The sequence below is a fragment of the Streptomyces sp. NPDC002817 genome (genome assembly GCF_053592055.1).
On the sequence record NZ_JBSFUY010000012.1, the window covers coordinates 91,443 to 117,844 of the forward strand.

26 protein-coding genes and 1 pseudogene are annotated in these 26,402 nt (G+C 71.2%); 10 read left to right on the forward strand and 17 right to left on the reverse strand.

Translation table 11 applies throughout. From position 1 onward, the window contains the following. Positions 1-435, reverse strand: coding sequence for a nuclear transport factor 2 family protein (locus ACWD3I_RS23280; protein ID WP_365404561.1), 435 nt, complete (start codon positions 433-435; stop codon positions 1-3). A gap of 184 nt (positions 436-619) precedes the next feature. Between ACWD3I_RS23280 and ACWD3I_RS23285 the strand changes: the two genes are divergently transcribed. Beyond that, positions 620-1,069 carry a nitroreductase family deazaflavin-dependent oxidoreductase gene (locus ACWD3I_RS23285; RefSeq protein ID WP_365404564.1) on the forward strand — a complete coding sequence of 150 codons (450 nt, stop codon included), beginning with the start codon at positions 620-622 and terminating at the stop codon, positions 1,067-1,069. 78 nt (positions 1,070-1,147) lie between these two features. Here ACWD3I_RS23285 and ACWD3I_RS23290 read toward each other — a convergent pair whose 3' ends face one another. Continuing rightward, the gene (locus ACWD3I_RS23290) at positions 1,148-2,128 is read right to left on the reverse strand and encodes a cation diffusion facilitator family transporter (protein WP_365404567.1); all 981 of its coding nucleotides are present in this window, start codon (positions 2,126-2,128) and stop codon (positions 1,148-1,150) included. 85 nt (positions 2,129-2,213) lie between these two features. Between ACWD3I_RS23290 and ACWD3I_RS23295 the strand changes: the two genes are divergently transcribed. Together ACWD3I_RS23295 and ACWD3I_RS23300 are read left to right on the forward strand one after the other, a co-directional pair. Next, positions 2,214-3,197, forward strand: a complete 984-nt coding sequence (locus tag ACWD3I_RS23295; protein ID WP_365404570.1) for a glutathione S-transferase family protein — start codon at positions 2,214-2,216, stop codon at positions 3,195-3,197. Between the two features lie 24 nt (positions 3,198-3,221). Then, on the forward strand, positions 3,222-3,524 hold the full coding sequence (locus tag ACWD3I_RS23300; protein WP_361549940.1) for a DUF4235 domain-containing protein: 303 nt from the start codon (positions 3,222-3,224) through the stop codon (positions 3,522-3,524). Positions 3,525-3,526: 2 nt separating this feature from the next. On the opposite strand, the gene ACWD3I_RS23305 is transcribed toward ACWD3I_RS23300, so the two are convergent. The 3 genes and pseudogenes from ACWD3I_RS23305 to ACWD3I_RS23315 all read right to left on the reverse strand — a co-directional run. Then, complete coding sequence (locus ACWD3I_RS23305) at positions 3,527-3,919, reverse strand: VOC family protein (protein WP_365404573.1); 393 nt, start codon at positions 3,917-3,919, stop codon at positions 3,527-3,529. A 79-nt stretch (positions 3,920-3,998) separates the two neighbouring features. Next, positions 3,999-4,463, reverse strand: coding sequence for a pyridoxamine 5'-phosphate oxidase family protein (locus tag ACWD3I_RS23310; protein WP_365404677.1), 465 nt, complete (start codon positions 4,461-4,463; stop codon positions 3,999-4,001). A 75-nt stretch (positions 4,464-4,538) separates the two neighbouring features. Beyond that, positions 4,539-5,237, reverse strand: a pseudogene (locus tag ACWD3I_RS23315) (TetR/AcrR family transcriptional regulator); the annotation flags it as partial. A 137-nt stretch (positions 5,238-5,374) separates the two neighbouring features. On the opposite strand from ACWD3I_RS23315, the gene ACWD3I_RS23320 reads away from it, so the two are divergent. The 3 genes from ACWD3I_RS23320 to ACWD3I_RS23330 all read left to right on the forward strand — a co-directional run bounded on the left by ACWD3I_RS23320 (position 5,375) and on the right by ACWD3I_RS23330 (position 10,547). Continuing rightward, positions 5,375-6,874, forward strand: a complete 1,500-nt coding sequence (locus tag ACWD3I_RS23320) for an APC family permease (RefSeq protein ID WP_365404576.1) — start codon at positions 5,375-5,377, stop codon at positions 6,872-6,874. A 148-nt stretch (positions 6,875-7,022) separates the two neighbouring features. Then, complete coding sequence (locus ACWD3I_RS23325; RefSeq protein WP_365404579.1) at positions 7,023-8,663, forward strand: amidohydrolase; 1,641 nt, start codon at positions 7,023-7,025, stop codon at positions 8,661-8,663. A 180-nt stretch (positions 8,664-8,843) separates the two neighbouring features. Beyond that, on the forward strand, positions 8,844-10,547 hold the full coding sequence (locus ACWD3I_RS23330) for a hypothetical protein (protein WP_365404582.1): 1,704 nt from the start codon (positions 8,844-8,846) through the stop codon (positions 10,545-10,547). A gap of 72 nt (positions 10,548-10,619) precedes the next feature. Here ACWD3I_RS23330 and ACWD3I_RS23335 read toward each other — a convergent pair whose 3' ends face one another. The 8 genes from ACWD3I_RS23335 to ACWD3I_RS23370 all read right to left on the reverse strand — a co-directional run bounded on the left by ACWD3I_RS23335 (position 10,620) and on the right by ACWD3I_RS23370 (position 19,332). Then, positions 10,620-11,870 carry a cytochrome P450 gene (locus ACWD3I_RS23335; protein ID WP_365404585.1) on the reverse strand — a complete coding sequence of 417 codons (1,251 nt, stop codon included), beginning with the start codon at positions 11,868-11,870 and terminating at the stop codon, positions 10,620-10,622. Next, a complete protein-coding gene (locus ACWD3I_RS23340; RefSeq protein ID WP_266884706.1) occupies positions 11,867-12,472 on the reverse strand; it encodes a GTP-binding protein in 606 nt (201 codons plus the stop codon). The genes ACWD3I_RS23335 and ACWD3I_RS23340 overlap by 4 nt, the downstream gene beginning before the upstream one ends. Continuing rightward, positions 12,453-12,824, reverse strand: a complete 372-nt coding sequence (locus ACWD3I_RS23345) for a DUF742 domain-containing protein (protein WP_365404589.1) — start codon at positions 12,822-12,824, stop codon at positions 12,453-12,455. Before ACWD3I_RS23345 ends, ACWD3I_RS23340 begins: the two co-directional genes overlap by 20 nt. Continuing rightward, the gene (locus tag ACWD3I_RS23350) at positions 12,821-13,240 is read right to left on the reverse strand and encodes a roadblock/LC7 domain-containing protein (protein WP_046256912.1); all 420 of its coding nucleotides are present in this window, start codon (positions 13,238-13,240) and stop codon (positions 12,821-12,823) included. Before ACWD3I_RS23350 ends, ACWD3I_RS23345 begins: the two co-directional genes overlap by 4 nt. A gap of 5 nt (positions 13,241-13,245) precedes the next feature. After that, a complete protein-coding gene (locus ACWD3I_RS23355) occupies positions 13,246-14,904 on the reverse strand; it encodes an ATP-binding protein (protein ID WP_365404593.1) in 1,659 nt (552 codons plus the stop codon). A 291-nt stretch (positions 14,905-15,195) separates the two neighbouring features. Further along, positions 15,196-17,361, reverse strand: coding sequence for an RNA polymerase recycling motor ATPase HelR (gene helR, locus ACWD3I_RS23360; RefSeq protein ID WP_365404596.1), 2,166 nt, complete (start codon positions 17,359-17,361; stop codon positions 15,196-15,198). Between the two features lie 108 nt (positions 17,362-17,469). Next, positions 17,470-18,711, reverse strand: a complete 1,242-nt coding sequence (locus ACWD3I_RS23365) for a glycosyltransferase (protein WP_365404600.1) — start codon at positions 18,709-18,711, stop codon at positions 17,470-17,472. A gap of 114 nt (positions 18,712-18,825) precedes the next feature. Next, positions 18,826-19,332: a GNAT family N-acetyltransferase gene (locus tag ACWD3I_RS23370; RefSeq protein WP_365404603.1), complete on the reverse strand. Its 507-nt coding sequence runs from the start codon at positions 19,330-19,332 to the stop codon at positions 18,826-18,828. Positions 19,333-19,415: 83 nt separating this feature from the next. Here ACWD3I_RS23370 and ACWD3I_RS23375 point away from each other — a divergent pair, with 83 nt between their 5' ends. Then, positions 19,416-19,778: a DUF1304 domain-containing protein gene (locus ACWD3I_RS23375; protein ID WP_266884720.1), complete on the forward strand. Its 363-nt coding sequence runs from the start codon at positions 19,416-19,418 to the stop codon at positions 19,776-19,778. Next, positions 19,775-20,338, forward strand: a complete 564-nt coding sequence (locus ACWD3I_RS23380; protein ID WP_365404607.1) for a TetR/AcrR family transcriptional regulator — start codon at positions 19,775-19,777, stop codon at positions 20,336-20,338. Before ACWD3I_RS23375 ends, ACWD3I_RS23380 begins: the two co-directional genes overlap by 4 nt. A gap of 4 nt (positions 20,339-20,342) precedes the next feature. Here ACWD3I_RS23380 and ACWD3I_RS23385 read toward each other — a convergent pair whose 3' ends face one another. Continuing rightward, positions 20,343-21,206 (reverse strand): hypothetical protein, encoded by an 864-nt coding sequence (locus ACWD3I_RS23385; RefSeq protein WP_365404610.1) that lies wholly within the window; start codon positions 21,204-21,206, stop codon positions 20,343-20,345. Positions 21,207-21,272: 66 nt separating this feature from the next. Further along, on the reverse strand, positions 21,273-22,223 hold the full coding sequence (locus tag ACWD3I_RS23390) for a GlxA family transcriptional regulator (protein ID WP_365404680.1): 951 nt from the start codon (positions 22,221-22,223) through the stop codon (positions 21,273-21,275). An 80-nt stretch (positions 22,224-22,303) separates the two neighbouring features. Here ACWD3I_RS23390 and ACWD3I_RS23395 point away from each other — a divergent pair, with 80 nt between their 5' ends. Next, entirely contained in the window at positions 22,304-23,254 is a 951-nt protein-coding gene (locus tag ACWD3I_RS23395; protein WP_365404613.1) for an NADP-dependent oxidoreductase, read from the forward strand. 6 nt (positions 23,255-23,260) lie between these two features. Here ACWD3I_RS23395 and ACWD3I_RS23400 read toward each other — a convergent pair whose 3' ends face one another. Both ACWD3I_RS23400 and ACWD3I_RS23405 read right to left on the reverse strand, forming a co-directional pair. Then, positions 23,261-24,367: an NAD(P)-dependent alcohol dehydrogenase gene (locus tag ACWD3I_RS23400; protein WP_365404616.1), complete on the reverse strand. Its 1,107-nt coding sequence runs from the start codon at positions 24,365-24,367 to the stop codon at positions 23,261-23,263. Positions 24,368-24,397: 30 nt separating this feature from the next. Next, positions 24,398-25,852 (reverse strand): aldehyde dehydrogenase family protein, encoded by a 1,455-nt coding sequence (locus ACWD3I_RS23405; protein ID WP_365404619.1) that lies wholly within the window; start codon positions 25,850-25,852, stop codon positions 24,398-24,400. Between the two features lie 103 nt (positions 25,853-25,955). Here ACWD3I_RS23405 and ACWD3I_RS23410 point away from each other — a divergent pair, with 103 nt between their 5' ends. Next, positions 25,956-26,393, forward strand: coding sequence for a MarR family winged helix-turn-helix transcriptional regulator (locus ACWD3I_RS23410; RefSeq protein WP_365404622.1), 438 nt, complete (start codon positions 25,956-25,958; stop codon positions 26,391-26,393). The last annotated feature ends 9 nt before the right edge of the window (positions 26,394-26,402 follow it).

Consider the following 26,402-nt stretch of genomic DNA (forward strand, 5'->3'; position numbering starts at 1 on the left):
TCACGGTGCGAAGGCGCGGGCGACGGCGAGGCTGTCCTCGTAGACGTGGTGGCGGACGATCAGTCCGTCCTCGACGGTCAGATGCAGGGCGAACCTGGCGCGATAGGGACGCCCAGTCGCCCGGGCGGTCTGCCGGATCTCGCCGAGGACCACCGCGTCGGCGCCGTCGACGAGAATGCGCTCGATCTCGGTGGCCGCCCGACCCGGGAGGTGATGGGCGGCCAGTTCGCGGTAGTGGGCGGCGGCGTCCGCCCGGCTCGAGCGGGGCCGGATCCACGGGGTGGCGGGGCGGCCGTGCTCGTCCTGCGGCCAGTTCAGCTTCCAGTCGCCCTGGTCGGCGTAGAGCTCGGCGATCCGCTCCGGGTCGCCCGCGCCGATGCGCCGCAGCAGTTCCTCGATCACGGCACGGGTCGTCGTCGCGGTGGTGGTGGTCATCGGTGATCCTCTCCTTCGGCCGGCTCTCACTGTGCCCGCGGCGACCGGCATGCGCGATTACCTCCGAGGTCATGGAGCCCGATCGAACCCGAGCCTCCGGAACGGATGAATCCTCGGGGCTCAGGTGTTGAATGACGGTGTCAGCCAGCAAGCCGTAGTACACGACGACGATGGGACGGATGACATGCCTCTCGAGGGCGAGTACGAGCCCAGTCCTACCGGGTGGGTGCGCGAGCAGGTGGAGCTGTACGAGGGCTCCGGCGGCACCAAGGGCACCACCCTGCAGAACACGGGAATGCCCGTCATCATTCTGACCACCGTGGGTGGCAGGAGCGGCAAGATCCGCAAGACTCCGCTGATGCGGGTCGAGCACGACGGGCGGTACGCCGCGGTCGCCTCGCTGGGCGGGGCGCCCAAGCACCCGGTCTGGTACCACAATGTCCAGGCCGACCCCCGGGTGGAGCTCCAGGACGGGCCGGAGAAGCGGGACATGACCGCCCGTGAGGTCACCGGCGCCGAGAAGGCCGAGTGGTGGGAGCGCGCGGTGGCGGCCTATCCGCCGTACGCCGACTACCAGAAGAAGACGGACCGGGAGATCCCGGTCTTCGTGCTCGAACCGGCCGACACGGACTGATCCGGAAGCGCGTCCCCGCCCTCGGGCAAAAATCTTGGGCGGGTACGCATGAAGCTCCACCCGACGGGCACCTGAGCCTCAGGCCCCGCCGCGTTCCCCCGTCGCGGCGGGGCTTTCTCGTGCCTCCCGGGCGGGCCGGTCGGTGATGTCCAGGAAGATCTGGTCCGCCTCCGGGAAGGTGGCGGCGACCGACCGCTTGATACGGACGGCGACCTCCTCGACCCGTTCGCTGTCCATGCCCGGCACCAGGTCGACCCGCGCGGCCACCAGGCAGGACTCCAGCCCCGTCTGCATCGTGAACAGCGCCTCCACGCTGTCGATCTCGGGCTGCGCGGCCAGCAGGGACCGGATCCGGTCGCTGGTCTCCGGGTCGGCGGCGGCGCCGATCAGCTGGTCGCGCGCGTCGCGGCCCAGCCGGTAGGCGACGAAGACGAGCAGCGCCCCGATCGCCAGCGACGCGGACGCCTCCCACACGACCTCCCCGGTGACCATGTGCAGGGCCATGCCGGCCATGGCGAGAGTGACGCCGAGCACCGCCGTGCCGTCCTCGGCGATCACCGTGCGCAGGGCCGGGTCGCGCAGGCCGTCCCCGGTGCCGCCCTGCCGGTGCATCTGGTACAGGGCCCGCACCAGGGAGGCACCCTCGGCGAGGAGGGCGACGCCGAGCACGATCAGGCCCGCGACGTATCCGCTGAGCTTCTCCTCGGCGCCGCCGCGCAGGGCCTCGAAGCCCTGGAAGAAGGAGAAGCAGCCGCCCATGACGAAGATGCCGACGGCGGCGAGCAGCGACCAGAAGTAGCGCTCCTTGCCGTAGCCGAAGGGGTGGCGCTGGTCGGCGGGGCGGCGGCTGCGGCGCAGCGCGGCGAGGAGGAAGACCTCGTTGAGGCTGTCGGCCACGGAGTGGGCCGCCTCCGACAGCAGGGCCGGCGAATGCGCGATCAGGCCGCCGACCGCCTTGGCGACCGCGATCACCAGGTTGGCGACGAGCGCGACCAGGACGGTGACCCGTGTCCGCCGGTCCTCGTTGGTTTCGGAATTCTCGGTGGATGTCCCGCTCACCTTCGCCGACTGCCCCCGGCGGGGCGGCTCACACGCCGAAATCTGGGAACGCGGTGGGAAGAGTGCCCGCAAGGCAGGAGGCAGCATGAGCGGCAACCGCGCGTACGGCAACAAGACGTTCAAGCGGTCCAAGGTCCATTTCACCGACCGCATCACCGCGGACGGCCGCGACGGATGGCCCGTGGAGGCGGGCCGCTACCGGCTGGTCGTCAGCCGGGCCTGTCCGTGGGCGAGCCGGTCCCTGGTGTCGCGGCGGCTGCTCGGCCTGGAGAACGCCTTGTCACTGGCCGTCGCGGACCCGATCCAGGACGACCGCAGCTGGCGCTTCACCCTCGATCCGGACGACCGCGACCCGGTCCTCGGCATCCGCTTTCTGAGCGAGGCCTACGACCGGCGCGAGTCCGGCCACCCGGGCGGGGTGAGCGTGCCCGCGATCGTGGACGTGCCGAGCGGCAAGTTGGTGACCAACGACTACCAGCAGATCACCCTGGACCTCGCCACCGAGTGGACGGCCCTGCACCGGGACGGCGCCCCGGACCTGTACCCGAGGGCGCTGCGCGACGAGATCGACACCGTGATGGCGGACGTCTACGAGGACGTCAACAACGGTGTGTACCGAGCGGGCTTCGCCACCGAGCAGGAGGAGTACGAGGAAGCCTGCGCGGGCGTCTTCAGGCGCCTGGAGCTGCTGACGCCGCGGCTGGCCCGGCAGCGCTATCTGGTCGGCGACACGATCACCGAGGCGGACATCCGGCTGTTCACCACGCTGGTCCGCTTCGACGCCGTCTACCACGGTCACTTCAAGTGCAACCGCTGGAAGCTGACCGAGAACCCGGTGCTGTGGGGTTACGCCCGCGACCTCTACCAGACGCCGGGCTTCGGTGACACGGTCGACTTCGACCACATCAAACGGCACTACTACCAGGTGCACTCCGGGATCAATCCGACCGGCATCGTGCCGCTCGGGCCGGACCCGGAGGGCTGGCTGACCGCGCACCACCGCGAGGAGCTGGGCGGACGGCCGTTCGGCGACGGGACCCCGCCGGACCCGGTGCCGGACCAGCACTGACCGACACGGACACAGGAGACGCACATGGCCAAGAAGAAGAAGTTGAAGCTCCCCCTCTTCTACAAGCCCGTCGGGTTCGCGCTGGGCTGGTCGAGCGGGGCGCTGGCGGGGCTCGCCTTCCAGAAGACGTGGAAGGCGATCCGGCACGAGGACGACGCTCCCGACGCGCTGGACCGGGATCGCGGCTGGGGGGAGATCCTGCTGGCCGCGGCCGTCCAGGGCGCCATCTTCGCGGTGGTGCGCAGCGCGGTGGACCGCGGAGGCGCGAAGGCCATCGAGCGGTCCACCGGGGTCTGGCCGGCCGACGACAAGGGCGGCCGGGACTGACGTCAGCTCTGTTTGGGTGCCGTCGGCGGGACACAGCGCAGGGTGAAGGAGTGTCCCGCCGGGTCGGCATACCCGCGCTCCTCGAACGGGCCGGAGGCGTCCTTCGTCTCCAGGGGCCGCCCGCCGAGCCCGACGACCCTGCGCTCGGCCTCGTCCAGGTCCTCGACGACGAAGTCGAGGTGGGCCTGGAGGGAGTTCTCGGGGCGCGGCCAGCTCGGCGGCGTCGCGTTCATGTCCCGCCGGAACGCCATCCGGGTCCCCCCGGCGCCCAGGATCTCCACGCGGTTGGCGCTCTCGTGGGTCTCCTCGGCGTCCAGCAGCTCCTTGTAGAACCCGGCGAGCTTCTCCGGCTCGGCGCAGTCGAGCACCACGAGGCCTGCTTTGACCAATGCCATGTCTCCTCCGAACGGTTCGGGGCGCGGGACGTGCCTGTCCCGCTGCCCTCCACCTCTCGGATATCCCGAACCGCCCGGTTCAGTCGGCGACCAGCCACTCCCCGTCCCGCATCAGCTCGCGCCCGGCGAGCTCGTTGACCTCGCGCCAGGCCTGCACCCTGGTCGGCCGGACCCGGAAGTACAGGTAGGGCGTGGCGAGTTCACGCGGCTCGAAGCCGGTGGCGGCCGCGAAGCGGTCGGCTTCCTCCGCGCCCAGCTCGGCGGGGGTGAACGTCTCGACCGTGCCCTCGATCATCACGACGTCCCGGGTCGGCCCGAGTCCGAGGCGGGTCCTGCCGGTCGCCTTCAGGTTCCGGCCGGTGGGACTGGTGGCCGGGGTGGCCAGGAGCAGTGTCGAGCCGTCCCAGCGGAAGGACAGCGGCACGAGGAACGGCACTCCCCCGTCGGCGTTCGCGGTGGCGACCCACACGTCCTCGTCGTGCTCCAGGCGGTTCAGGGTGTCCTGCTTGCGCTGCTTGGCGGGGCGTGCGGGCGGGTTGGTCATCGGTGAACGCTCTCCTGTCGGGGCGGTGTTGACGGACGTACCCAGTGTGTCCCGAGAGGCCTCGGGCCAGTCGCCGATCTCCGCAAGTCGGGCCGCCGCCGCACTCAGCAGCATCTCCAGAGCAGCCGGGTAGGAGCTGCGCGGCATGTCGGCCACGAGGTGGCGGGCGGTCGCGGCGATGTGCGGGTGGGTGTCGGCGGGCAGCTTGGCGTACGTCGTGCGCCACACGGTCGTTTCCGCCTCCCGGGCCGGCTTCGGCAGCGCGGTGCTCGCCGAGTCGAGGGCGGCGAAGGCGAGGGCCTGGTCGACGAAGGCGTGGTAGATCCGCACCGCGTCGGGGTCGGGGAAGCCCGCTTCACGGAGCACGCCGAGGATGGTCTCGACGGCGTGGATCTCGTGACCGCGGCCGGTGACCCGGTGCGAGCTGAGCACCGCAGCACGGGGGTGGGCGAGGGCGCCCGCGTGCATGCGCAGGCCGAGGTCGCGCAGGTCGGCGCGCCAGTCGCCGGTGGGGCGCCAGATGCGCAGCGTCCGGCCGATGAGCTCGTCGGCGACGGCCAGCATCAGGTCGTCGGTGTGCCGGAAGTAGCGGTACAGCGAGCTGGGGTCGGCGCCGAGGGCGTGGCCGAGGCGGCGCACCGAGAGGGCGTCGGCCCCGTGCTCCTCGATCAGCCTGAGCGCCGTCTCGACGATCAGTTCCTCGGACAGCACGACGCCCTGCTTGGTGGGGCGCCTGCGCCGCCGGGCGGCGGGCGGGACGACGCGGTCGCTCATGGGTGCCTCCGTGGGCCGTGGTCGCCGGCTCGTGGCCGCACCTTATGACAACACCGTTGACCTGTTAAGCCCCGGGACAGTTTCATGTCGGCTCACCGGGGCCTACCAGGCCCCCCGGTGCGAGCGGAGAACCGGCCATGCCCGACCACGCCCCCTCCACAGGGCCCACCCTGCGCAAGTCCCTCGGCGTCCTCGACGGCGTCGCCATCGCCGCCTCCAGCACGGCCGCGACCACCAGCATCGGCATCGGGCTCGGCGTCACGGCCGGGGTCGTCGGACTGCATCTGCCGGCGATCATGCTGCTGGCGTTCCTGCCGGTCCTCGGCATCGCCGGCGCCTACTCCCGGCTCAACCGCGTCGAGCCCAACGCGGGCAACGGCTATGTGTGGGTGGGCCGTTCGCTCAGCCCCTGGCTCGGTTTCATGGTCGGCTGGGTGAACATCGTGGCGACGGTGGCCTTCCTCGCCTACACCACGGCCGTCACCGGCTCGGCGCTGATCCAGCTGGCGGGCGACGCCGGACTGCGCCGGCTGGGCGGCCTCGCCCTGGACCCGGGGTCGACGGCACAGACGACCGCGCTGGGCGTGTTCGTCCTGGTCGCCGTCACGCTGACCGCAGTCACGGGGGTGCGGACCGCGGCCCGGCTGCAGGGCGGCCTGCTGGTCTTCGAGTACGTCGTCCTGCTGGGCTTCTGCGGATACGGCATCGTCACCGGCCCGCACCCCTTCAGCCTGAGCTGGTTCGACCCGTTCGCGATCCCGTCGGCGACGGCGCTGGCGCAGGGCATGCTGCTGTCGGTCTTCTGCTACTGGGGCTTCGAGAGCGCGTTCAGTGTGTCGGAGGAGGTGCGCGATCCACGGGACGCCTCCCGCGCCGGCCTCACCACCCTGGTGACCATGCTGTTCTTGTTCCTGCTCGGTTCGGTCGCCTTCCAACGTGTGCTGTCCGAGCAGGAGCTGGCGGGGCACGGGGCCGAGGGGCTGGCGTACTTCGGCGACCGGCTCGCCTCGCAGCCGCTGGCCGCACTGCCCCTGGTGGCGCTCATGTTCTCGGCGGTGGCCTCGCTCCAGGCCGGTGTGATCCCGACGGCTCGGGGGATGTTCGCGATGAGCCGGGACCGTACGCTCGGCCCGGTGTGGTCCAAGGTCAGCTCCCGGTACGGGACTCCGGCCACCGGGACCGTGCTGATCGGCGCCCTGGCGGCAGGGGTCGCGGCCCTCGCGCTGGTCATCCCGCGACTCGCGGACATGATCATGGCGACGGTGAGCGCGGTCGGCATCGTGGTCGCCCTGTCGTACGCCCTGACGGCCCTCGCGGCGGCGGTGCGTTTCCGCTCACTGCTGCGCGAGGACTGGAAGCAGGGCGTCCGGGCCGTCGTGCTGCCCACCCTGAGCGCGCTGGCCCTGCTCGGTCTCGGCGGCTATCTCGGCTGGTCCTTCTACACCTCCACCGATCACTTCGAACTCAGCGCGGACAACGGCTGGTTCCTGCTCAGCACTCCCCTGGTGATGATCGCGTCGGGCTTCGTGGCCGCCGCGTGGGCCAGGTGGGTGCGGCGCTCGCCGTACTTCCGTACGGGCTCAGGGACGGATGCGGATGCGCCGCAGCTGCTCAGCACTTCGCTGGAGGCGCGGTGACTCGTCCCGCGGGCCGGTGGGGGCTTGTCGCGCCCACGCGGCGGAGCCGCATATCCGATACAGCCCCGCGCCCCCGAAAGGGCGCTGCCGTACCCGGCATCGGGCTCCGCCCGGTCCGCTCAGCCGACTGACCTCACAGGAACGGAACATGCACGCAGACCTCATCTTCACCGGCGGCCCCGTCCTCACCCCCGAGGGCCGCACCGCGACCGCCGTGGCCGTCACCGGCGACCGCATCACCGCCGTAGGACACGACGAGGTCCTGGACCTCAAGGGGTCCCGGACCGAAGTGGTCGACCTGGCGGGGCGGTTGCTGCTGCCCGGCTTCCAGGACGCGCACATCCACCCGGTCCCGGCCGGTCTCGAACTCACCCAGTGCGACCTGACCCGGGCCAAGACGGCCAAGGAGACCGTGGCCGCCGTGCGCGCGTACGCCGCCGCGCATCCGGAGCGGGAGTGGATCACCGGCGGCGGCTGGTCGATGGAGGCTTTCGAGGGCGGTACGCCGACGAAGGAGCTGCTGGACGCCGTCGTCCCCGACCGGCCGGTCTATCTGCCCAACCGGGACCATCACGGCGCCTGGGTCAACAGCCGCGCCCTCGAACTCGCCGGCATCACGCGGGACACGCCCGACCCCGTCGACGGACGGATCGAGCGGGACGCCTCGGGCTCGGGCGAGCCGAGCGGCACGCTCCAGGAAGGCGCGATGCAGCTCGTCGGGCGCCTCACCCCGCAGGCCACACCGGCCGACCGGCTCGCCGCCCTGCTGCACGCCCAGCGCCATCTGCACTCTCTTGGCATCACCGCCTGGCAGGACGCGCTTGTCGGAACCTTCCTCGGCATGGACGACCCCTCCGACGCGTATCTGACGGCCGCCCGGGACGGCTCGCTCACCGCGCGTGTCGTCGGCTCCCTGTGGTGGGACCGCGAACGCGGGGCCGAACAGATCCCCGAACTCGTGGAGCGGCGGGCCGCGTTGAGCCACGGCCGGTTTAGGGCGAGCACGGTCAAGCTGATGCTGGACGGGGTCGCCGAGACCGGGACGGCCGCGCTGCTCGACCCGTATCTGGACAAGTGCGGCTGCGCCACCGCCAACCGGGGCACGAGCTTCATCGATCCCGGACAACTGCCGAAGTACGTCACCGAGTTGGACGCGCTCGGCTTCCAGTGCCACTTCCACGCCCTGGGCGACCGGGCGGTACGCGACGCCCTGGACGCCATCGAGGCCGCCCGCACCGCCAACGGACCGAGCGACACCCGACCCCATCTGGCGCACCTTCAGGTCGTGCACCCCGACGACGTGCCGCGTTTTACCCGGCTCGGCGCCACCGCCAACATCCAGCCCCTCTGGGCGGCCCACGAACCCCAGATGGACGAGCTCACCATTCCCTTCCTGGGTCCCGAACGGGCCGCCTGGCAGTACCCGTTCGGCGCGCTGCTCCGCTCCGGCGCCAGGCTCGCCGCGGGCAGCGACTGGCCGGTCAGCAGCCCCGATCCGTTGGAGGGGATCCATGTCGCCGTCAACCGCGTGGCCCCGGACGGCGAGGGCGTCGAGGTGTTCCTGCCCGCCGAACGCATCGGCCTGACCGAGGCGTTGACCGCCTACACCGCGGGCTCGGCGTATGTGAACCACCTCGACGAGTCCGGCCGGGTGCGCGCGGGGGCGCTGGCGGATCTGGTGGTCCTGGACCGGGACCCGTTCGATCGTCCGCTTGCGGAGGTCGCGGGGACGAGGGTGGCGCTCACCTATGTGGGCGGGGTGGGAGTGTACGCAGCTCAAGAGGCCTGAGCAGTAACGGAGATCACCGCCGGGTCATGGCGTAGATCATTTACTCTCTGGGGAGTCTCGTTCCGCTTCTCGGTTCAACTTCCGTACCGGGAAGCCCAGTTCGAGCACGTGGGCGGTTCCCCTGCCGCCCACGTCCGCAGGGGCGGGGGGCTCTGCGCGCCGTCTCCCGAAAGGAACCACATGGCTCAGGACGTCACCTTCGGCCTCCCCTCCGACACCCCCGCCCAGGTCCGGCCCACGGAGGCGGGGAACACCCTGGCCGACCTCCTGGTGAAACGGATCAAGGGGAGCACGGAACAGTACCGAAGGTCCCAGAACGCCGCTCGGCAGCGGCTGGACGCACTCGGATCCCGCCACGCCGGCACCACGCTCCATGTGGAGGGAGCCCTGCGACTGGCGCAGCCCGCGTTCCTCCCGCCCGACGAGGAGGGCTACGCCAGGCTGAGGCACCTCGACACCGGCCTGCGCGTGATCGAAGCGGCCTTCCCCCAGGTCGGCACCGACATCGAGATCTGCCGACTGACCTGCACGATGCTGGAAGGAGCTTGGCGGAGCCGGGCGCTCAGCCCGCGGCACGAGGAGGAGCAGACGACCGTCTGCACCTGCCCGCTGTGCCGTCGGATACCCACGCCCCCCGCGCGCACACTGGACGACTACCGTTGGCGGCAGAGCGCCGGTCGTCCCCTCACCGTCAAGACCTGGCCGCACCGCCGGGAACTCGACAGCGTCCTGACCGGTGGATGGTCCTGGACCCGGCAGTTGAACGACCTCGAACGAGACCTCGGCCACCGCCACCGCTTCGAGGACGACATCCTCGTCTTCCACGAATACAAGCGCGTGATCGACACCATCGACACAACGCGCCTCACCCAGCACGTCGAAGGCCGCTTGGCCGAGAACTTCAGCGCCAACAGCGCACGGGCCCTGGTCAGCGGACTCTTCGCGGCCCACAAACGATCCGTCGACGAGTACTGGCTCCAGCAGCACGCCTCGGGCCGCGTCACGCTGCCCCAGACCAACCCGCTCAGCCAGAGCGCCTACTCGGCCCTGCAGATGCTGGACTGCCTGTTCTGGCACGTCGCACCCGATACCGAACTCTGGCAGGAGGAGAACCTCGCCTCCCTGCTGCTGTGCCGCGTCATCGACGACATGACCGACGTACGAGCCGACGCCCTCACCGGCGAGATCAGCAACTTCTGGCTCGCCGACATGCCCACCCACACCAAGGCCCTCTACGCCGCCTGCGCCATAGCCATCGTCAAGTACGGCTGCATGCCCGAGGCGCATGACCCGATGTGGAACACCTGGCTGATGACCACCACCGTCGTCTGGATGGGGCTCACCGGCCGCCACGCCCTGTGGTTCGACGGCATCACCCAGGGCCTCCCCCCGACCGAGGGGTGCCCGCTGTGCGACCTGCAGCCCAACTCATGCAGCGGAGTCCTCACCGAGGGCACCACCCTCACCATCGCCCCGCGGCCCACCGCACCGGCGCTGAGCCCCCGGACCGCCGAGCTGTCCGCACGCTGCCGAGCCCAGTATCCCGAGACGTGGACCCTCTTCGACGCCGAGCTCCATGCCTTCGAAGCACTGCACGGCCCCTGGTACGGCGACATCGACAGCACCTGGGAGATCTTGCGCCGCACCTACATCGCCGCCGTGGAGGCCTCCGGAGCCGCACCGTCCCCGGCCCGCGCCCGTGACATCCAGCAGGACTCCGGCGTGGTCGGATCGGAGAAGTTCCACACCCTGCACGACCCTCGGACCGGGCGGGAGGACACCGCACTGCTCGCCTACATGTTCGCCGGTGCCCACCCGCACTTCCTGTGGAACGCCACGGGATACCGCCCCACGGCCGTCGAGGGCGACTGGCTCGACGGCTGACGCCTCGATCCTCTTCCAGACGCGGCGCTGCCCGGCCGGAAGCCGGCCGGGCGCAGCGGTCCGCGGCGTGGCCTAGACGGCGAACTCGACCGGCAGACTGTCCAGCCGGAACTCCCACGTGGAGGCGGTCGAGCTGAGTTCCTCCGGCGGTACCGCCAGACACAGGCCCGTCAGCCGGTGCAGCAGGACGTTCACGCCGACCTCGATGATGGACTGGCCGATGCTCTGCCCGGGGCACTCGTGCGGACCGGCGCTGAAGGCCAGGTGCGACTGATTGCCCTGGACAGCCACGCCCTCGTCGGGACGGATCTCCGGGTCGGCGTTGCCCGGCGCAAGGCCGAGGAGGAGCAGGTCGCCCTCCTGGATGCCGTGCCCGCCGAGCTCCAGCTCACTGGTGGCGAACCGCCCCGGCAGGACGGCCAGCGGCGGGGTGTTCCACATGACCTCCTCCACCACCGCGGACACGTTCAGCTGACCGCTGATCAGCCCGGACAGCCGCGCCGTGTCCGTCAGGACCAGCTGCAGCACCCGGGCCAGCAGGTTGCTGGTCGTGGTGTGGGCGGCGATCAGCACCAGCCGCAGATGGCTGACGACCTCGTCCTCGTCCAGCGCCGCCGGGTGCTCCAGCAGGGCGGTGGTGAAGTCCGAGCCCGGTTCGGACCGCTTGCGCCGGGCGAGTTCGCCCAGGATCTGCATGATGCGCTCGTTGTGCACGAGGGCGCCCTCGCCGCCCTTGAAGACCTGGGCGCACGACTCGATCAGGCGTAGTCCGTCCGCCTTGGGGAGGCCCAGGATCCGGGTGAGCACGAGCATCGGCAGGTGCTCGGCGTAGTCGGCCACCAGGTCGGCGCGCCCGGCGTCGGCGAACACGTCGATCTGCTGGTTCGCGAAGTACGTGGCGTGCCGCCGGATGCCGCGGCTCGAGGCGGCCAGCAGTCCGTCGGTGACCGCGCCACGCAGCCGGCGGTGCGGCTCTCCGTCCTGGGAGACACAGTCGGGCCGCCAGCCCAGCATCGGCACCAGCGGCGAGGTCTCCGCTACCCGGCCCTCCCGCCAGTCCCGCCAGATGCGGGCGTCCCGGCTGAACTGACGAGGGTTGTCCAGCACCCGCCGGTTGTCGCGATAACCGAGCACCAGCCAGGCGGGAACGTCACCCTCCAGCAGCACCGGTGCGACGGAGCCGTGCTCCTTGCGCAGCCGCTCGTAGACGGCCTGCGGGTCGGTCGCCGCGTCCGGACCGTACAGCCGCGTGAGCTCCGCCCCGCCGTGCGCGACGGGGCACCCGCGGGGCTCGTCGGCACCGGGTGAGGTCTGGTCGTTCATCGGGGCTCCAGAGCGACGGCGAAGCGGTCCTTCACATGACGTATCAGGGCGACCAGGACGTCACGGCTGGAGGCCCGGTCACGGGCGTCGCAGGCCACGACCGGGATGTGCGGGGGAATGTCCAGGGCGTCCCGGATCTCCTCGACCGGATAGTGCCGGGAGTCCGGGAAGATGTTCAGGGCGACGACGAAGGGGACGTTCTGCCGCTCCATCTCCTCGATCGCCCGGAAGCTGGAGGCCAGGCGCCGGGTGTCGACCAGGACGACGGCGCCGAGCGCTCCCTTGAACAGGCCGTTCCACAGGAACCAGAACCGCTCCTGGCCCGGGGTGCCGAACAGGTACAGCATCAGGCTGTCGTTGAGGCGGATCTTGCCGAAGTCCAGGCTGACCGTGGTCTCCGTCTTGTCGGCGACCCCGATGAGGCGGTCGTCGTCGGCGCTCGCCTCGGTGAGGGTCTCCTCGGTGGTGAGCGGCCTGATGTCGCTCACCGAGCCGACCAACGTGGTCTTCCCGGTGCCGAATCCACCGGCGATCATCACCTTGACCGAGCGGGTCTCCCCGTCGTCCGGCCGGCCGAGCCGGTCAAAGCCGTTCAAGTCCACTGAGTACCTCCTCAAGGAGCGCGAGGTCGGGCCCGCGGCGGGCGTCGTGCGCCGGGACGGGGTCACGGGCTTCCACGCGGTCCGCCTCGAGCAGATCCGTCAGCAGCACCGCGAGAATGTTGAAGGGCAGTCCCAGGTGGGCGCCGAGCTCGGCCACCGACAGCGGTTCGCGGCAGCGCCGGAGGATCTCCTCGTGCTCGTGCTGCATCCCCGGGACAGGGGCGGTGCGGGAGACGATGAGGGTCGCCACATCGAGGCTCGACGCCGAACCGACCGGTCCGCTACGTCCTCCGGTGAGGACGTAGTAGCGCTCGAGACCGGACGGATCCGTGGGCCCGGAAGGAGCACTCATCCAGAGTGCTCCTCCAGGCGCGGAGAGGTGCCGAGGAGCTCGCCCATCCTGCGGGCCAGGTCCCTCATCTGGTGCCCGAGCAGGCCCTGGTCGAGGCCTTCACGGGCGAGCACACCGAGATACGTCTCCACCCCCGCGCGTACGACGAAGAGGTGACCGCCGTCGACCTCGATCATCGCCAGCCGCAACTGCCCCCGCTGCCCGCCGGGTCGGACGAACTGCTCGGCGACCGGCTGGGCCAGCGCCTGCAGACCGGCCACCACCGCCGCGAAGCGGTCCACGTCGTCCGGGTCCTCGGCGCCGAACGAGGTGATGGCCTTGCCGTCGCTGGAGGCCACAAGGGCGAAGCGGATCTCCGGGATGGACTCCACGAGGTCGCGGAGCGCCCAGCTCACGTCGGTTCCCTGTTGCGTCATGTGGACTAGTCGCTCTCTTCAGTGCGGTGCTCGGTGGACTCACGGCCGTCGGGCCGGCCGGCCGCCTCCTGGGACTCGCGTCCGGCGGTGGCGAACGCGGCAAGACCGGCGAACGACGCGTCCGGAGGGACGGCGAAGACGCTCGTCCCCGTCGTCACCTCGGTGCGCTCGGCCGTCTGCTGCCGCTGCTCCTCACCGCGCCTGCTGCGGCGCCGGGGCAGTCCGCCCGGTGTGGTGTCCGCCGCTTCCTCGGCCGGCGCCTCCGGGGCCGACCCCCTGGCGGGGGCGGAGGCGGAGGCGGCGGGCGGCGTCACCGGTGCTGCCGCGGGCAGCGGGCTGAAGTACTTGTGCGGGACCACCACGACCACCGAGGTGCCGAGCCAGGGCGAGTCCGCGAAGGTGACGCGGATGCCGTAGCGGCGGGCCAGGATGCCGACGACCCTGAGGCCGATGGTGGCGTCCTCGGTGATGCCGCCGAGACCCGGTCCGGCCTCGGTGCCGGTCAGCGCCCGCTCGGCCTCGAGCTTCTTCTGCTCGCTCAGGCCCTTGCCGGAGTCCTGGATCTCGATGCCGACGCCGTTGGGCACCTCCTTGCCGGAGACGATCACCGGCTCGGTGGGCGGCGAGTAACGGGCCGCGTTGTCCAGGAGGTGCGCGAAGATCAGCGTGAGGTGGTCCACCAGACCGCCGTCGACGCCGAGTTCAGGAAGATGGCGTACGTCGACCCGCTGGAACTCCTTGATCCGGCCGATGCCGCCGCGGACCACGCTGAGCAGCCGCTGGGGCTCCTGCCACTGCCGGCCGGGCCGGTCCGAGCCGCCCAGCACACCGATGCTGGCCGCGAGACAGTCGGCGGGGCCGATCTCCTGGTCGAGCTCCATCAGACCGCGTGCCACGGAGGGAAGTCGGCCGTGCTCTCCCTGCATCTCGTGCAGACGGCCCCGGAGCTTGCTGGTCAGCACATGGATACGGTTGCCGATGCTGATCACGGCCTGCTCGGCGGAGGTCGAGCGGTCGAACTCCCGCTCGACACCGATCAACGAGGTCCTGAGGACCTTGCGCAGCTCGGCCTGGAGCTCGGCGCTCACCTTGGCGCACTGGTTGGTGGCCGGCAGCAGGTCGTCGATGGCGTCGCCAGCACGCAACTGCGCGAGCGCCTCGGGGAGTTGCTCGTCGGCGAGCCGGGCGACCGCGGACAGCTGGTGCGCCAGCTGCTCCTCCCAGATCTCGGCCCGCTCGGCGAGCTGGGACTCGTACGAGGCGGCCTGGTCGGTCAGCCGCTGCTCGTAGGCGCGCGCCTGCTCGGCGAGCTGGGACTCGTAGGCGGCGGACCGTTCGGCCAGCCGGTGGTCCTGGGCGGTGTACTCGGCGGCGAACTTCCGCTCCAGTACGGCCACATGCTGCTGCCACTGCTGGGAGTGCTCGGCCTGCGAGGTGCGGAAGGATCCCTCGGCCCGCCGCAACTCCTTGCGGGTGCGGACCAGGAGCCGGACGCACACGGAGCTCGCCGCCGTCGCGGCGGCCCCGGCGACGGCCGCGGTGACGCCCTCCGAGCTCATGAACGTGGCGGCAACCGTCCCGCCTCCCAAGGCCAGTGGCATCAGCCACCAGCCGTACCAGGCGACAGGGGCCCGCGCCGCCGGTGGCGGAGTGGCGAGTTCCATCTGCATCCTTCGAAGCAACACAATCGAACAACGGGGGGTGTGCAAGGGGAATCGCACTGAGTGGGACGCGTCGCGGGACGACCGATGGTGATCGGGTCAACTCGCGGCGTCAGAGGGGAGCTTATCGGGTTTGAACCCGAAAAGATCAACCTCACCGCCCGGCGGAAGTGAGGGTTCCGTCACGCTCAGCCAGCAACCACACATCGACAAATGTCCATACTGACCAGCACGGTTGTGAAAACGGGCGCGGACGGCGGCGCCGCGCCCCCCGGTGGAGGGCGCGGCAGGGGGTCAGCCGGTGAGGACGACGAGCTGCTGGGTGGCCCGGGTCATCGCAACGTAGTGGTCGACCGCTCCCTCGACGCCCTGGCCGAACTTCTCCGGGTCGACGAGGACGACCAGGTCGAACTCGAGCCCCTTCGACAGCTCCGGGGTCAGCGACCGCACCCTCGACGTCGCCCGGAACGCGGGGTCCCCGATGACACAGGCGATCCCGTCGGCATGCGCGGCGAGCCAGGTGTCCAGGACCGACTCCAGCTCCGTGACCGCTCCGTGGACGACCGGAACACCGCTGCTGCGGATGGAGGTCGGCACGTTGGCGTCCGGGAGGGCGGCCCGGATGACCGGCTCGGCCTCCGCCATGATCTCCTCCGGCGTCCGGTAGTTGATGCTCAGGGAGGCCATCTCGATCCGGTCGAGCCCGACCCGCTCCAGCCGTTCCTGCCACGACTCCGTGAACCCGTGCCTGGCCTGCGCGCGGTCCCCGACGATGGTGAAGCTCCGGGACGGGCACCGAAGCAGCAGCATCTGCCACTCGGCGTCGGTCAGCTCCTGCGCCTCGTCCACGACGATGTGCGCGAACGGGCCCGCGAGCAGGTCCGGGTCGGCGGTGGCCAGTTCGGACTCGTCGACCAGGCTGACCTTGGCGTCCTCGCCGCGCAACATCTTCACCAGGCCTTCGCCGTCGTCCCCGTCGGCGCCCGAGTTGGAGACGGCCTCGATCAGACTGTCGACGACCCGCGTCATCTGCTCCCGCTGGACGGCGAGGGCGGCCTTGTGCCGGACCTGGCGCCGGGCCGTCTCCGGATCGCCGAGCCGCTGCCGGGCCGCGTCCAGGAGCGGCAGGTCGGACACCGTCCAGGCCTGGGCCTCCGCGCGCTGGAGGCTGCGCACCTCGTCGGGGGTGAGCCAGGGAGCGCACATCCGCAGGTACGCGGGTACCGTCCACAGGTCTCCGACGAGGTCGGCCGCTTCGAGCAGCGGCCAGGCGCGGTCGAAGGCGCTGCGCAGTTCCCTGTTCTGCCGCAGCGACTTGCGCAGCAGGTCGGGCGACACGTCGCCCTCGTGCTTGTCCATCAGGATGGTGAGCAGTTCCTCCCACACCTGGTCGCGCGCCTCGTTGTGCGCGGTGCCGGGTTCCGCCGCGTCGAACGCCACCGCCCACTCGTCGGCGCTCAGCGGGATGTCGGACCAGTGGGTGGTGACCGTCATCCCCTTGGCGGGCGGCTCCTCGTAGAACCTGACGGCCTTCTCGATCGCCCCCACCAGCTCCGCGGACGACTTCAGCCGGGCCACCTCCGGGTCGGCCTCGATCCCCGCCGCGGCTCCTTCGGCGACGAGGTCCCGCAGGATGCAGGTCTGCACGCCCTCCTCGCCGAGACTGGGCAGCACGTCCGAGACGTACGACAGATACGGCCGGTGCGGGCCGACGAAGAGCACGCCGCCGCGACGGTGACCGAGGCGGGGGTCGGAGTGGAGGAGGTAGGCGGAGCGGTGCAGGGCGACGACGGTCTTGCCGGTGCCCGGACCGCCGTCGACGACGAGCGCGCCGCGCGATCCCGCGCGGATGATGGCGTCCTGGTCGGCCTGGATGGTGCCGAGGACGTCCCGCATCCGGGGCGAGCGGTTGCTGCCCAGGCTGGCGATGAAGGCGGACTGGTCGTCGAGCGCGGCATGGTGCTCCAGCCCGTCGGCGGTGAACACCTCGTCCCAGTAGTCGCTGATCCGGCCGCCGGTCCAGCGGTACCTGCGGCGGCTGGTCAGCCCCATCGGGTTGCCGTGGGTGGCGCCGAAGAACGGCTCGGCAGCCGGTGAGCGCCAGTCCACCAGGAGTCGGCGGCCGGAGCTGTCGGTGAGGCCGAGCCGTCCGACGTAGAGGGGCTCGGGGTCGTCGGCGGAGACCATGTGTCCCAGGCACAGGTCGAGCCCGAAGCGGCGCAGGGTGCGCAGGCGGGCGCTCAGCCGGTGGATCTCCGTGTCCCGGTCCATCGCGTGCCGGCCCATGCCGCCGGGTGCCCTGCGCGCGGCGTCGAGCTGCCCGGACACCTCGGCGATGGACTGCTCGAGGCACTCGGCGAGGGCCGCGAAGTGCTGCTCGTCGCCGGCGATCAGCGCCGGGTCGGCCTTGGACGAGAGACGGTCGGGGAGGTCGAACGCGCTGGTGGGCAGGGTGTTCAAATGATCAGCTCCGGTATGAGGTCGTGTGACCATGGTGCACGGCAAAAGGTACGGACCGGCTCGGCGGACCTGGTGGTCGCCCCGGGGCGACGCTCCGTCGCGTGGGGTTCAGGCGGACGCGGTGGGCCTTCCCTGGCCGATGGTGTCGAGGATCAGCTTCGCGGCCACCGCCGCCCCGTCGGTGCGGACGGCGTCCCCCACGGCCCGCGCCCGCTCGCGGGTCTCGGGGGCCAGGGCGGTGCCGAGCGCGGCGGACAGGGATGCGAAGGTCGGTGTCGGACCGTCGTGTGCCGCGCCGATGCCCAGCTCGGCCACCCGGCCGGCCCAGTACGGCTGGTCCGCGAGCTGGGGCACCAGCACCTGGGGCACGCCGGCCCGGGCAGCCGTCGTGGTGGTGCCCGCGCCGCCGTGGTGCACGACGGCCGCCACCCGGGGGAACAGCGCCTGGTGGTTGGTGTCGCCGACGGCGAAGCAGTCGTCCTCGCCGTCGATCAGACTCAGGTCGGCCCAGCCACGCCCGACGAGTATGCGGCGCCCCTGCGCACGGACCGCCTGGACCGCCACCTCGACGACGTCCGTCGACTCACGCATGGGCATGCTGCCGAAGCCCACGAACACCGGTGGTTCACCGGCGTCCAGGAACGCCACCAGGTCGTCCGGCAGCGGGCGTCCGTCGGGCACGGCCCACGCGCCGGTCTGTACGACGTCGAAGTCCGCCGTCTCCTGCCACGGGTCCAGGACGGGGTCCGTGGCCAGCCACGGCCGGTCGCCGATCACGTAGTCGCGGACGTCGTCCACCGGGGGCAGGCCGATCGACGCCCGGGTGGAGTTGAGCGCCTCGCCGAACAGCGCGTTGATGTTCTCGGCGTCCAGCTTCCACAGCACCCGGTTGTCGGTCACGTCCGTCGGCAGCGGCCTGCCCGGATACGCCAGCGGGCGGCGCAGCGGGGAGGGCAGGGTGATCTGCTGGAAGGTGACGGACACGGCAGGGATGCCGGACTTCTCGGCCACCGACAGCGCGCCGGCCGCGGCCGAGATCATGCCGGTCGCCACCATCAGGTCGCACCCTTCGGCAGCCGCGGTGATCCCCTCCAGCTGACTGGCGAGCACGGCGGCCGCGCGCCGGGGCAGGTTCGCGGCCGTCGGCGGTGGCGCCTGGGTGGTCAGCGCACGCGCCGACGGGCCGACCGGCACCATCTGCACGCCGACACGGTCCAGCAGCTTCGCGAACTCCTCGTCCGCCGGCGCGCACACCCGTACCTCCGCGCCCAGCGCCCGCAGCTCCACAGCGAGCGCCGCCATCGGCTGGACGTCCCCGCGCGACCCGTACGTCGACAACAAAACTCGCACTTCGTGACTCCCCGTTCTGCGCGTTTTCCGGCTTCGAGCGGAGATTCTGCGGTACCACCAGGGCCTTGCCGCAAGCCCCCGGGTGCGCTATATGTTGAACATGGCAAGGAGGGCTCAGTCCCCTTGCCCTTTCTTTTTGTCGCCTCCGAGCGCCTGCCGCAGGGTGACCAACTGCGGGGCGAAACCGCCCCGTTCATAGAAGCGGATCGCGTCGGTATTGGCCGCGTACGCCGTCACCTCGGCCTGCTCGGCGCCCTGTCCCCGCGCCCAGGCGAGGAACTCCGTCACCAGAGCGGCCCCGGCCCGGGCCCGCCGGTGCTCGGGGCGGACGTACATGCTGACCAGGGTCGCGGACTTGACCAGGCGCATCGCCGTGGCCTCGGTGACCGAACCCATCAGGTGTCCCGCCACCCGTCCTTGGTGGTCCACGACGAGCACGAGGCGCTCCGGGTCCTCCAGCGCGGCCGCGAACGACACCGCCGCGTGCTCGTGCGGCCAGTCGACGTTGATGGCCGCGTCCCGGGTGCCGCCGTCCTCCGCAAAGAGGCCCGCGCTGGAGGCGACGAGTCCCGGTATGTCCTCGGCGCGGGCGCGCCGCACCGTCACGTCCTGATCAGTCATGCGCGAAGGCTAACGGGAGCCACTGACATCCTGGACACCTGTCCAGCTATAGTGGACGCCTGTCCAAGAGACTGAGGGAGATCATGGAAGCGGTAGCGAACGTGCTGGTGGCCCTGGTGGCCGTGCTGCACGCGTACATCCTGGTGATGGAGATGTTCCTGTGGCAGAAGAAGCCGGGGATGTCCTTCCACGGCTTCGACCGGGAGATGGCCAAGGCCACCGCGGCGATGGCCGCCAACCAGGGCCTCTACAACGGCTTTCTCGCGGCGGGCCTGGTGTGGGGCCTGATCGCGGCCGACCCGACGGGCTTCCGCGCCCAGGTGTTCTTCCTGTCCTGCGTCATCGTCGCGGGCGTGTACGGCGCGGTCACCGCCAACATCCGCATCCTCGTCGCGCAAGCCCTGCCCGGTGCGCTCGCCCTGGGCGCGGTCCTGCTGGCACAGTGACCCGCACCGCACCCGAGGACCCCCGCGCGGCGCGCACCCGGGCGAAGCTGCGCGAGGCGCTGCTCGCGGAGTGCGCCGAGCACCCGCTCGCGGAGGTCGGCGTGGCCGCGCTGGTGCGCCGGGCGGGGGTCGGACGGGCCACGTTCTACGTCCACTACGACGGCCTGGAGGCGCTGGCCGTCGACGCCTGCGCGGACGTCGTACGCGAGGCCGTGGAGGCGTTGCACGCCTGGCGCGGACGGCCCGACCCGGTGCACGCGCCGCCCGCGCTGCCGGCGTTCTTCGCCTCGCTCGCCCCCCATGCCGCGCTGTACCGGGCCCTGCTCGGCCCGGGCGGCGGCGGCCCGCTGGGCGGGGTCCTCCACCGCGACCTGCGGGCCTACAGTCTCCGCGAGCGCGAACTCGCGGGTGCCGCCGACGCCCCGCTGGTGGCCTCGGCGGTCGCCGCGACGTTCGCGGGCGTGCTGGGCGACTGGCTGCACGGACTGCTGGAGGGCGGCCCGCAGGACATCGCCGACCAGGTCTGGCAGTTGCTGGTCGCCCTGCACGTCAGCCGGTGACGCCTCACGCGCAGCCCATGCCCTTCTTGACCCGCGGCCAGGCCTCCACACCGTCGGGGGTGCGGACGTACGCCGTCCCCTTGTCGTCCGTCAGCCACAACTGCCAGTCCCGCAGGCGGTATCCGGTGTCCTTGGCGTCCGCGGGCATGGTGACGTCCCCCCGGTAGGGGGCCTCCAGCATCTCGCCGCCGAGCACGCCGTCCGGATCACGGGCGTACAGGACACTGTCCTTGCCCTCCCCCGTGCCCAGGAAGTGCGCCTTCTGCCAGTCGCAGTGGGCGGCGCCGACCGAGCTGCTGATGACGGTGATCGGCACCCGCTTGCCGTTCCGGTCGGTCCAGACCTCGTAGTCCTTGGAGTCGGTCCAGCTCGCCGGGAACTCGGCGGGGTCGCAGGAGGCGCTGGTCTCCGGGCCCCAACCGGGCCGGTTCTTCCGGTCCTTGGCGACGATCACCGCCACCTTGGTCCGGCCGTCGACGTCGTAGGAGAAGAGGACACGGCCGCCCTCCTCGCGCTCCACCCGATAGCCCTCGCGCGGTCCGTCGGGCTGCTCGATCTCGAAGTACGCCTCGAGCCCCTCCTCCGGCGTCTCTCCTCCGTCGCCCTTGCTCCACGGTTCGCTGCCGCCGGCCGTGTAGATCTCCCCGTCGCACTCCAGGGCCCGGGCCGCGGCGCCCGTGTCGACGAGGTCGGAGCGGTCGTCCTTCTCCTCGTCCCACGCCTTGCCGTGGATGTACAACGGTCCGCTGTAGGGCGTGGGCGGTGCCGCGCCCTCGACGACCAGGTCCTCCTCGGTCCCGCTCTCGGACCCGCACCCCACCGCGGCCACCGCCATCAGCGCCGTCAGTGCCACCAAGCCTCTGCGCATCCCCCACCCCTGTTCACCGGCCGCAGTCGTGACCCTCAGACGTGGCGGGGGCGGGAAACGTTCGGTTCAGTGGGTGGCCGTCCGGAATGTCCGCCGGTAGGCCTGCGGCGACACCCCGATCGCCGCGTGCAGATGCTGGCGCAGCGAGGCGCCGGTGGCGAAGCCGACCTGGCCGGCGATCTGGTCCACCGGCAGGTCGCTGGATTCCAGCAGGTGCCGGGCCCGGGCCACCCGCTGCTGGATCAGCCAGCGGCCGGGGCTGAGACCGACCTCGTCGTGGAAGCGGCGGGCGAAGGTGCGCAGGCTCATCCGGGCGTGGACGGCGAGGTCGCTCAGGGTCAGCGGTGCGTCGAGGTGCCCCAGCGCCCACTCCCGGGTGGCGGCGGTGCTCGTCGCCCCGAGCTCCGGCACGGGCTGCTCGATGTACTGCGCCTGGCCACCGTCCCGGAACGGCGGCACCACGCAGCACCGCGAGACGAAATTGGCCAGTTCGCTGCCATGGTCCCGGCGCACGATGTGCAGACACACATCCACCCCCGAGGCCGCACCGGACGAGGTGAGCACCGTGCCGTCGTCCACGAAGAGCACCCCCGGGTCGAGGGCGACCTGCGGGAACATGGCGCGGAACCGGTCGGCCAGCCGCCAGTGGGTGGTCGCCGTGCGGCCGTCGAGGTGTCCGGCCGCCGCCAGCACGAACGCGCCGGTGCAGATGGAGACCAGACGTGCGTCGGCGGGGATCATCGCGAGTGCGGCGCTGACCTCGTCGGGCAGCTCGGGGGTGACACGCGCGGGGTCGACGGGCGGGATCACCACGGTGTCCGCCGTCCTCAGGATCTCTGGGCCGTGCTCGACGCCGATCGTGAAGTCGGCGTCGGTGTGCACGGGTCGTCCGTCGACGGTGCAGGTCAGCACCTCGTATCGGCCCTGGGCAGCACCGAAGATCCGGGCGGGGATACCCAGCTCGAAGGGGTAGACGCCCTCCAGGGCCAGAACCACGACTCGCTCGACCCGCTGCATGTCACGCATGGCACGATCCTATCGAAGGTTGGCAATCATGCCATTTTCCTGCGGGCCGGATCTCGACAGGCTTGATCACCATGAGCACTGTGAAGACGACGATGCGAGCTGTCAGCCAGGACGTCCTCGGCGGTCCCGAGGTCCTGAAGGAAGTGGAAGTGGAACGCCCCGAGCCACGGGCGAACGAGGTGCTGATCCGGGTGCGGGCCGCCGGGGTCAACCCCACCGACTGGAAGCACCGCGCCGCCGGCATCTTCCTGGGCGAGCCCCCGTTCGTCCTGGGCTGGGACGTCTCCGGCGTGGTCGAGGCGGTCGGATTCGGCGTCGCCTTCGCGCCCGGGGACGAGGTCTTCGGGATGCTGCCCTACCCGTACGGAGTGGGCTCGCACGCCGAGTACGTCATCGCCCCGGCCCGCGCCCTGGCGCACAAGCCTGCCGGGATCGACCACATCCAGGCCGGAGCCCTTCCGCTGGTGTCGCTGACCGCCTGGCAGGCGCTGGTGGAACACGCCGACCTGCGGCCGGGGCAGCGCGTGCTGATCCACGCGGCGGCCGGCGGGGTGGGGCATGTGGCCGTCCAGATCGCGAAGGCGCGCGGCGCCCATGTGATCGGCACGGCGAGTGCGGGCAAGCACGAGTTCCTGCGCGGGATCGGCGTGGACGAGGTGATCGACTACCGGGAGACGGACTTCACCGAGGCCGTGAAGGACGTCGACGTCGTGCTGGACACGATCGGCGGCGACAACGCCGTGCGCTCGCTGCGCGTCCTGCGCCCGGGCGGACTGGCCGTCTCGATCCTGCCGGTCGCGCAGGACGAATACACGAAGGAGGCGGAGCGGCTCGGCGTACGAGCGGTGTGGATGCTCGTCGACGCCGACCGGGCCGGCATGGAGGCGATCGCGGAGCTGGTGGAGGCGGGGAAGCTGAGCCCCGCGATCGCCGGCACCTTCCCGCTGGCCGAGGCCGCCGAGGCGCACAGGCTCGGCGACACCGGCCGGACCACGGGGAAGCTGGTCCTGACGATGGACTGACCGGGGTCAGAACGTCAGCACGGGCTTGATCGCCTTGCCCGCGCCCATGTCCCGCACCGCCTGGTCGATGTCCGCGAACGGATAGGTGCTGATCAGGCGGTCCAGCGGGAGCCGCCCCGCCTTCACCAGGTCGACCAGGGCGGGGATGAAGGACTGTGTCTCGGCGTCGCCGAGGGTCAGACCGACGATCCGCTTGCCGCCGAGCAGCCCGTTGACGTCGAGGGCGACCTCCGAGCCGAACGGCGGGGCGCCGACGACGACCAGGGTGCCGCGGGCGCCGAGCGCGTCGACGCCCTTGCGCAGCACGGTGACGTTGCCGGTGGTCTCCACGACGCCGTCCGCGCCCCGCCCGCCGGTGATCGTGGCGAGGGCCTCCCCGAGGTCCTCCTCGCCCGCGTTGACGGTGTGGGTGGCGCCCAACTCCTTTGCCAGGGAGAGGCGTTCGCCGACCCGGTCGACGGCGACGATCGTGGTGGCCGGGGTGAGGGCGGCGGCCATGACCGCGGACAGACCGACGGCTCCCGCACCGAGGACCACGATCGTGCTGCCGGTGACCGGCTTCAGTACGTTCCAGACGGCGCCGACGCCGGTCTGTACGCCGCAGCCCAATGGGGCGATCGACTCCAGCGGCACATCGGGGTCGACCTTGACGAGGCTGCGCTCGTCGACCAGCGCCTTCTCGGCGAAGGAGGACTGGCCGAAGAAGTGGCCGCCCAGCGTCTCGCCGTCCCGGCTGATGGTGCTGCTGCCGTCGGCCCGGCGGCCGCCGATGAGGTTCAGCGGCAGCCAGGTGGCGCAGTACGCCGGGTGGCCGCCGTTGCAGTTGCCGCACTCGCCGCAGGACGTGAACGACAGCACGACGTGGTCGCCGGGCTCGACGCCGGTGACGGCCGAGCCGACGGCCTCGACGACACCGGCGCCTTCGTGACCGAGGACGCCGGGCAGCGGGAAGGGCAGTCCGCCGCTCGCCACACCGAGGTCCGTGTGACACAGACCGGTGGCGACCATACGGACGACGGCCTCGTGCGGCCCGGGCTCGTCCAGTTGGACGTCGGCGAGAGTGAACGGTGCTCCGCCGGACTCGACGACGGCTGCGCGGGTGGTGATGGGCATCGCGGTAACTCCCTTTGATTTCAGGCGCGTTCAGTCGAGCGAGACGACGACGGACTTGGTCCTGGTGTAGGAGGCGAGGGCCTCGGGGCCGTATTCCCGCCCGAATCCGGAGTCCTTGACGCCGCCGAAGGGGACCGCGGGGTCGAGCATCGCCCAGTCGTTGACCCAGACGATGCCCGCCTGGAGCTTGTCGGCGATGCGGTGGGCGCGGGCGAGGTTGGACGTCTGGATGCCCGAAGCCAGGCCGTACGGCGTGGAGTTGGCGAGCCGGATCGCCTCCTCCTCGGAGTCGAAGGGCTGCACGGTGAGGACGGGGCCGAAGATCTCCTCCTGGATCACCCGGGAGTCGTTCGGCAGGTCGGCGATGACCGTGGGCTTGTAGTAGAAGCCGCCGTCCAGATCGAGGCGTTCGCCGCCGCAGACGATGCGGGCGCCCTCCTTGCGGGCCAGTTCGACGTACTCCTCGACCTTCCTGAGGTGCTTCTCCCCCGCCATCGGCCCGATGACGGTCTCCGGCTGCCGCGGGTCGCCGAGCGGGACGCCGGGCACGGCCTGTTCCAGGATGCCCAGCAGGGTGGCGTAGACCGAGCGGGCCACCAGCAGCCGCGGGCCGCCCATGCAGAACTGGCCGGAGTTGAAGACGAAGCCCTTGATGATCGCGCCGACGGCCTTCTCCAGCTCGGCGTCCTCGAAGACGATGTGGGCCGCGTTGCCGCCCAGCTCCATGGTGACCGGCTTGAGGGCCTCACCGGCGACGCTCGCCGCGTGCCGGCCGACCGCGGTGGAGCCGGTGAAGGCGATCTTGTCGACGCCGCTGTGCCGCAGCAGCGCCTCGCCCGCGACCGGGCCCGCGCCGGTCACGACGTTGACCACACCGTCGGGGACACCCGCCCGCTGGAACAGCTTGGCCATGTAGAGGGCGCTGAGCGGGGTCTCGTCGGCCGGCTTGTGCACGACCGTGTTGCCCGCCGCCAGCGCCGGGGCGATCTTCGAGCCGGCCAGGATCAGCGGGAAGTTGAAGGGGGTGATCGCGGCGACCACACCGAGCGGCTCGCGCCGCGTGTAGGCGAGGGCGTTCATGGGGGTGTCGCGGTTGGCCCCGTGCAGGGTGTGGGCGAGAGCGGCGAAGTGCTCGTAGTCGTTGGCCGCGTTCGTCACGTCGACGGCGTGCGCCAGCGTGATCGGCTTGCCGACGTCGAGACTCTCCAGGCGGGCGATGTCCTCGGCGTTCTCGCGGATCAGCTCCGCGACACGGTGCAGGACGCGACCGCGCTCCCGACCGCTCAGACCGGACCAGGAGCCGTCGTCGAAGGCCTCCCGTGCGGCGCGCACGGCCGCGTCCACGTCGGCGGCGCCCGCCTCCGCGACGGTGGTGACGACCGCGCCCCGGGACGGGTCGACCACCTCGGTGCGCGCTCCGTCGGCGGCCTCGCGCCACCGTCCCCCGATGAACAGCCGCCCGGGTTCGATCTCGAAGGTGGTCATCACCGCTCCTCAGCTCCATTGCCAAGATTTCAACAAACAGGATTCCTGTTGGTCCGCAGTCTCATTACAGACAGGATTCCTGTCAATGCTCTAGGCTGAACTCATGCTCGACACCCAGGCGACCAAGGCAGCCCCGTCACTGCTCTACATGGTCAAACAAGTGGAACTCGTCGTCCGTTCCCACCTGGACGAGCTGGTCAAGCCGTCCGGCATCACGGCGCTGCAGTACACCGCCCTGACGGTCCTGGAGCGGCACGACGGACTGTCGGCCGCACAGCTGGCCCGCGACTCGTTCGTCACCGCCCAGTCCATCGCCGATCTCGTACGGTCACTGGAGAACCGCGCACTGGTGCGCCGGGAGCGGAATCCGCACAACCGCCGGGAGCTGCTGATCCTGCTGACCGATGCCGGCCGCGAGCTGCTCGCCCGGCACGAGGAGCCCGTGCGGGAGCTGGAGGAGCGGATGGTCCGCGATCTCACGGCGCACCAGACCGAGCAGTTCCGTCAGTCGCTCACCAGGGCCTGGCACGCCTTGTCGTAAGACTCCGTC